General features: G+C 42.3%; 3 protein-coding genes. All 3 read left to right on the top strand.

Translation table 11 applies throughout. From position 1 onward, the window contains the following. Positions 1 to 2286, top strand: a 2286-nt coding sequence (locus SST111_RS12105; protein ID WP_218963963.1) for a SpaA isopeptide-forming pilin-related protein, incomplete at its 5' end; no start/stop codon positions are given. A 48-nt stretch (positions 2287 to 2334) separates the two neighbouring features. After that, on the top strand, positions 2335 to 4314 hold the full coding sequence (locus tag SST111_RS00040) for an isopeptide-forming domain-containing fimbrial protein (protein WP_099809591.1): 1980 nt from the start codon (positions 2335 to 2337) through the stop codon (positions 4312 to 4314). A 23-nt stretch (positions 4315 to 4337) separates the two neighbouring features. Then, the coding region (locus SST111_RS00035; protein ID WP_099809590.1) for an MSCRAMM family protein at positions 4338 to 5173 on the top strand (836 nt) is incomplete at its 3' end.

The raw sequence follows: 5173 nt of genomic DNA, 5'->3' as shown, positions 1-5173 counted from the left end.
ACCGCTACTGCAAATGTATTGAAAATCTTCGTGAAAAACGAATTACTCACCTACAATTTGCTTATCAAGAAACGAGACCTTGCAAATCCAAATACCGGCCTCAATGCTCGCTTCGAACTCTACAATGAGAATGAGTCTACTAGGTTAGACCAAGGCAATACCACGCAGACAGGAAATAGCCTCACCTTCCGTAATCTGCGACCGGGCACTTACGTCCTCAAAGAGGTCACAGCCCCAACAGGCTACAATCCAATCCAGAAAATCAAATTGACCATCAGTCTAGATGGACAAATTACGATTGTGGAAGGACCACAAGACTTGTTGGAAGGTCAAGCTGTGAATGCCAATAACGAGATTGAACTTGTCGTCAAGAACAGACCATTTACAGATTTCAGTATCGAAAAGGTTAGCAACCTAACGCCGACGATCAATTTGGCAGGAGTTCAGCTGCAAATCAAGGCAAAAAATAACGGTCCAGCTCCGCTATTTAGCGATGATAATTGGCATATCCAACATTATCAAGCAACGATTGATACCGCAAACAAAGCCTTGACGTGGTGGACCCAATCAAATGACGTTGGCAATGCTGTCTTTAAACTTCCTCAGGGAACGTATACGATTAGTGAGTTAGCTGCACCAGCTGGTTACGAATTGCTTCAACCGTTTGATATTATCGTTGGAGCGGATGGTCAAGTTCGGTTAGCAGACGGCGCACCGACCAATGCCGAAATCAATACAAAAGATGGACGGATAAATCTCAAACTCACCAACATCTTCAAACCGAAACTGAAGATTATCAAGGTTGATAGCAGGGATGAGAACCGCAGACTTGCAAATGCAACCTTCAAACTCTTTGGTGGGGATGGACGCACGCAGGTTGGAAGTGACTTGGTGACAGGAACGACTGGGGAAGTAGAGATTCCAGCCTTGACACCGGGTACCTACTATCTACAAGAAACCCAGTCCCCAGCAGGCTTCCAGACAAATGGAACCAAGTACAAACTAATTATCGCTACGGATGGGACTACAACAGTAGAAAATGCCGACGACCTTATTGCTGTCGCACCACTTTCTGATGATAAAGTCATTTCAATCACACTGAAGAACAATGTGAAGACCTATCGCTTGAAGATTAAGAAGCGCGACTATGATAATCCAACTAACGGAGTATCTGGTGCTCGATTTGCTCTCTATCCATCTGAGGGACCAAACGAAGATGGTAGCAATAAGGTTCAAGTACTGATTAACGGTCGTATGACAGCCCTTGAGGGTGGTAGCTACTCTCACTTGGATAACACAATTGATTTTCCAAATATTCCACCTGGAGAATACGTCCTTAGAGAGACACAAGCTCCATCAGGTTACACAAAAATCAGAGATACGCGCCTTCGGATTGGGGAAGACGGACGCTTGACGCTCCTTGATGCAGATCAGGCTCTTGTATCCGTTGAGATAGGGCAGGGGGATACGCTTGTCATGGTGGCTAAAAACATTCGTACTTTTAACTTCCAAATCAAAAAAGTGGATAGTACAAATGAGGCGACTCTCCTCGATAATGCTCAATTCTCAATCTATAAGACAGATGTTAACTGGACAAAAGGAGACACAGCCTTAGCTCAGGGTCTGACAAGTGCTGGTATCTATCAGACGAATCTTGAGCCTGGCTATTATATCCTAAAAGAAGACCAGGCTCCTTCCGGTTATCTCCTCAATCAGAAGGAATACCGCTTCCAGATTAACCACGATGGCTCTATCCTTCTTCATAATCCAGACGAGACGGTATCATTGTCTCGAGCAGATACGAATCGTCTTGTCGTCTTTACTATGAAAAATACCCGAACAACCTCTCAGTTCAAGTTGGCAAAACGCTCGTATCGTGATTCAGCTCAGCGTCTAGAAGCGACATTTGAATTGAAAGAAAGTGGGAATGCACAAGCGACAGCAGTTGTTAAGACAACAACGACAACAGGAGATGAAGTTCTCTTTGACAATTTGCCAGTAGGGAAATCGTACATTTTGAAAGAGACGGTAGCACCAGACGGCTATCAAAAGATTGAAAAAGAAATCCATATTGATATAGGCGCAGATGGAGCCATCACTATCCAAGATGGAGGCGACCTCGTTAGCCTAGACAATACGGATAGTCACCTGATTATCGTGAAAAACCTCCGCAAAGGAGAATATCCGAAAACGGGTGGTATAGGAATTATTCCTTATATTGCATTAGGGGGGGTGATGATGTTCGTTGCTTTTGCCGTTGAGCGACGTCGCAAATACACTGAATAAACCTTAATGTAACAAAAAAATAAATCAAAATCATATAGGGGAAGATTAATGAAAAAAAGAAATAAGCTTTTCTCGTTGCTTACAGTCCTTATCACACTTTTGGGCTCCCTAGGCAACCTTGCAACTGTGTTTGCTGAGGGTCCTGATACGACTCAACCTCACAAAACAACCGTTGTCGTTCACAAGATCGTAATGAACGAAGAACAATTTGGTAACTTTAATGGTTCTAGTAAAACTCCAGGTACTGTACCAGAATATGATGGTAATGAGATTACTAACTTGAAAGGTTATTTCGGTAACTCTGCTAAGGAAGTTGCTGGAGTAAACTTCAAGGTATGGCAAAAGGTTGATGCAGCTGATACAGGTACAAAGACAGGTGAGACTCTTGGTATTGCTGGTGACAATGGTAACTATAAACTTGTTCAAGACTATCAAAATGGTGTGAATACTGTTGATACAGGAGACAAGGGTGCTAGCTTCACTCTTGTGGATGGTACCTATATCTTCACGGAAGATAAAGAAGCCTCATCTTACTACAATGGTCAGAATGAATTGACTGGTATGAAAGCTGTACCATTCAAACTTGAATTGCCACAAGCTAAGACAGACGGTACTGGTTACTTTAGTGAGACTGATAAATTACACGTTTATCCAAAGAACACTGAAGATAAACCTGAAATCGATAAAACATTTGCAGATGGTTCAAAAACTCAAAAACCAGTAAACATTGGCGATCGTATCGATTATAAGATTACAACAACTGTTCCAAAGGATGCAGCCTACAAAACATTTGCTTGGGAAGATACCATGGTTGCAGGTCTTGACTTTACACTAGGTTCATTGGCAATCACTTCCACTACTGGACAAGATCCAAATCCAACTGTTACTACTTGGACAAAAGATACTGACTATAGCTTGGTTGAAACCAAACGTGGCTTCATGGTTAAGTTGAATGCGACTGGTCTTGCTAAATTGGAAACTGCTGCCAAAGCAGGTGATGTAAACTTCACTTTGACATACAAGGCAACATTGAATGATTCTGCTGCTGTTGATACAGGTATCCCTAACAAGGTTAAATTGATTTATGGTAACCGTCCAAGCGACTTCTCAGAACCAAAATCTACAAAACCATCAAATGGTGAAATTACTGTTAACAAAACATGGGGTGAAGGTGTAACCCCAAAAGACGTTGTATTCGGTGTGTATGAAAAAGAAACTGGTGTACGTGTGGGTGGAATCACACTCCAAGCAGGTACTAACTCAGGTAAATTAGAAGGTCTTGATGACTCTAAAGAATATGTTGTAATCGAGGAAACTAGCGTTCCAAGTTCACTTCCTAACTACACAAATGGTGCTACTGGTACTATCAATGTAGAAAACAAGAAAAACCCTAACCCAGATCCACTTGAGCCAGAAGAGCCAAAAGTTATCACTTATGGTAAACGTTTTGTGAAGACTGATGATACAACAGCTGCAACAAAACTTGTTGGTGCAAAATTCGTTGTAAAAAATGCAGCCGGTGAATTCCTTGCGTTGAAAGATGAAACAACTCGAACAGCTCAAATGTCTGCTTATCAAAATGCAGAAGATGCTTATGTAGCAGCTGTGAATGAAAAGAAACCTCAAAATGAAATTGAGACTAAAAAAGCGGCTCGCGACGTTGCTTATGAAGCGATGAACATGCAATGGACTTGGGTTTCAAGTCAATCAGCTGCCTTCACATTTGTATCATCAACAGATGGTAAGTTTGAAGTTAAAGGTCTTAATGCTGGTACTTACCAACTTGTCGAAACAAAAGCTCCAGATGGATACGCACTTCTTACTTCACCAATTGAATTTCAAGTAGGTCCTGGTACTTGGACAGATACTTCAGCGACTGCAATTGATGGCCATAAACGCGTAAACAACAAAAAAGTAACAATCCCACAAACTGGTGGTATTGGTACCCTTGTCTTCACAGTTGTTGGTTTGAGTGTGATGGTATTTGCATTCATCGCTATGAAAAAACGCCAATCTGAAGAAGCATAATATCAGTTGAAAAGGAGGGACAGATGAGACGAATCAGACAGCTAGTATGTTGTTTTATAGCTATTATTTGTGTATTGTCACTGCCCTCGCTTTCACTCCAAGCACAAGATTCCTTTGATGTTCAGGTTCATATTCCGCTTCCTGATGGGATAGATGCCAGTCAAGTTTCGACAGGCTTGGAGGCTTGGTATATCGCTGCAGAAGAGCCAGCCTCTTCTGAACGGTTGGCAGATACTTTATATCAAAAAAGTAGGTCTGAGTTGAACCAACTCTACGGAGAGCCGATTTCCTCGCAAGACCTTACTTCAGAAGGTCAGGCCACTTTTCAGGGCTTGACGAAAGGGTGGTATTATGTCCGACAAGTAGGAACTCCTACGAGTCTCGAGGTTGTCCCATTCTTGATGAAAGTTGACGGCAGTGTTGCGCGGATTGAGGCTAAGGTAAGAAGGCCTAGCAAAGAAAAAGGAAGTAAGCCATTTCTGAAGGTATCTACAAGTACTGCCCCCTTATCTGGTGCAGAGTTTGCAGTTCTTGAGGAAGTGAACGGAGAATTGAAGGAAGTGATAGTCGACGGCATTACCTATCATGTTACTTCTGGAGCAAACGGTCAGTTTGTTGTAGGACCTCTTCCCTATGGTACTTATTATCTGAAAGAGGTCAAGGCTCCTGCAGGCTATATTCTAGCCCAAGATACGATTCCTTTTGAAATTACTTCGGATTCACATGTGTCTGAAATTGTTAAAATCAAGAACAAACCCGTCACACCTCCCGGTATTGAGATACCATATACAGGGAATGCGGTGGTCATAGCGGTTTTATCGCTAGGCATTATTCTCTTCTTGCTAGGCTATCGTTTGGT

Origin of the sequence: Streptococcus suis YS161 (genome assembly GCF_002760245.1) — a bacterium.
Lineage (GTDB): Bacteria > Bacillota > Bacilli > Lactobacillales > Streptococcaceae > Streptococcus > Streptococcus suis_I.
This window is presented reverse-complemented; position numbering and strand designations above follow the sequence as displayed.

Coding starts and splice junctions, on each gene's coding strand:
- SST111_RS00040 (WP_099809591.1), top strand. CDS start 2,335: ATGAAAAAAAGAAATAAGCTTTTCTCGTTGCTTACAGTCCTTATCACA.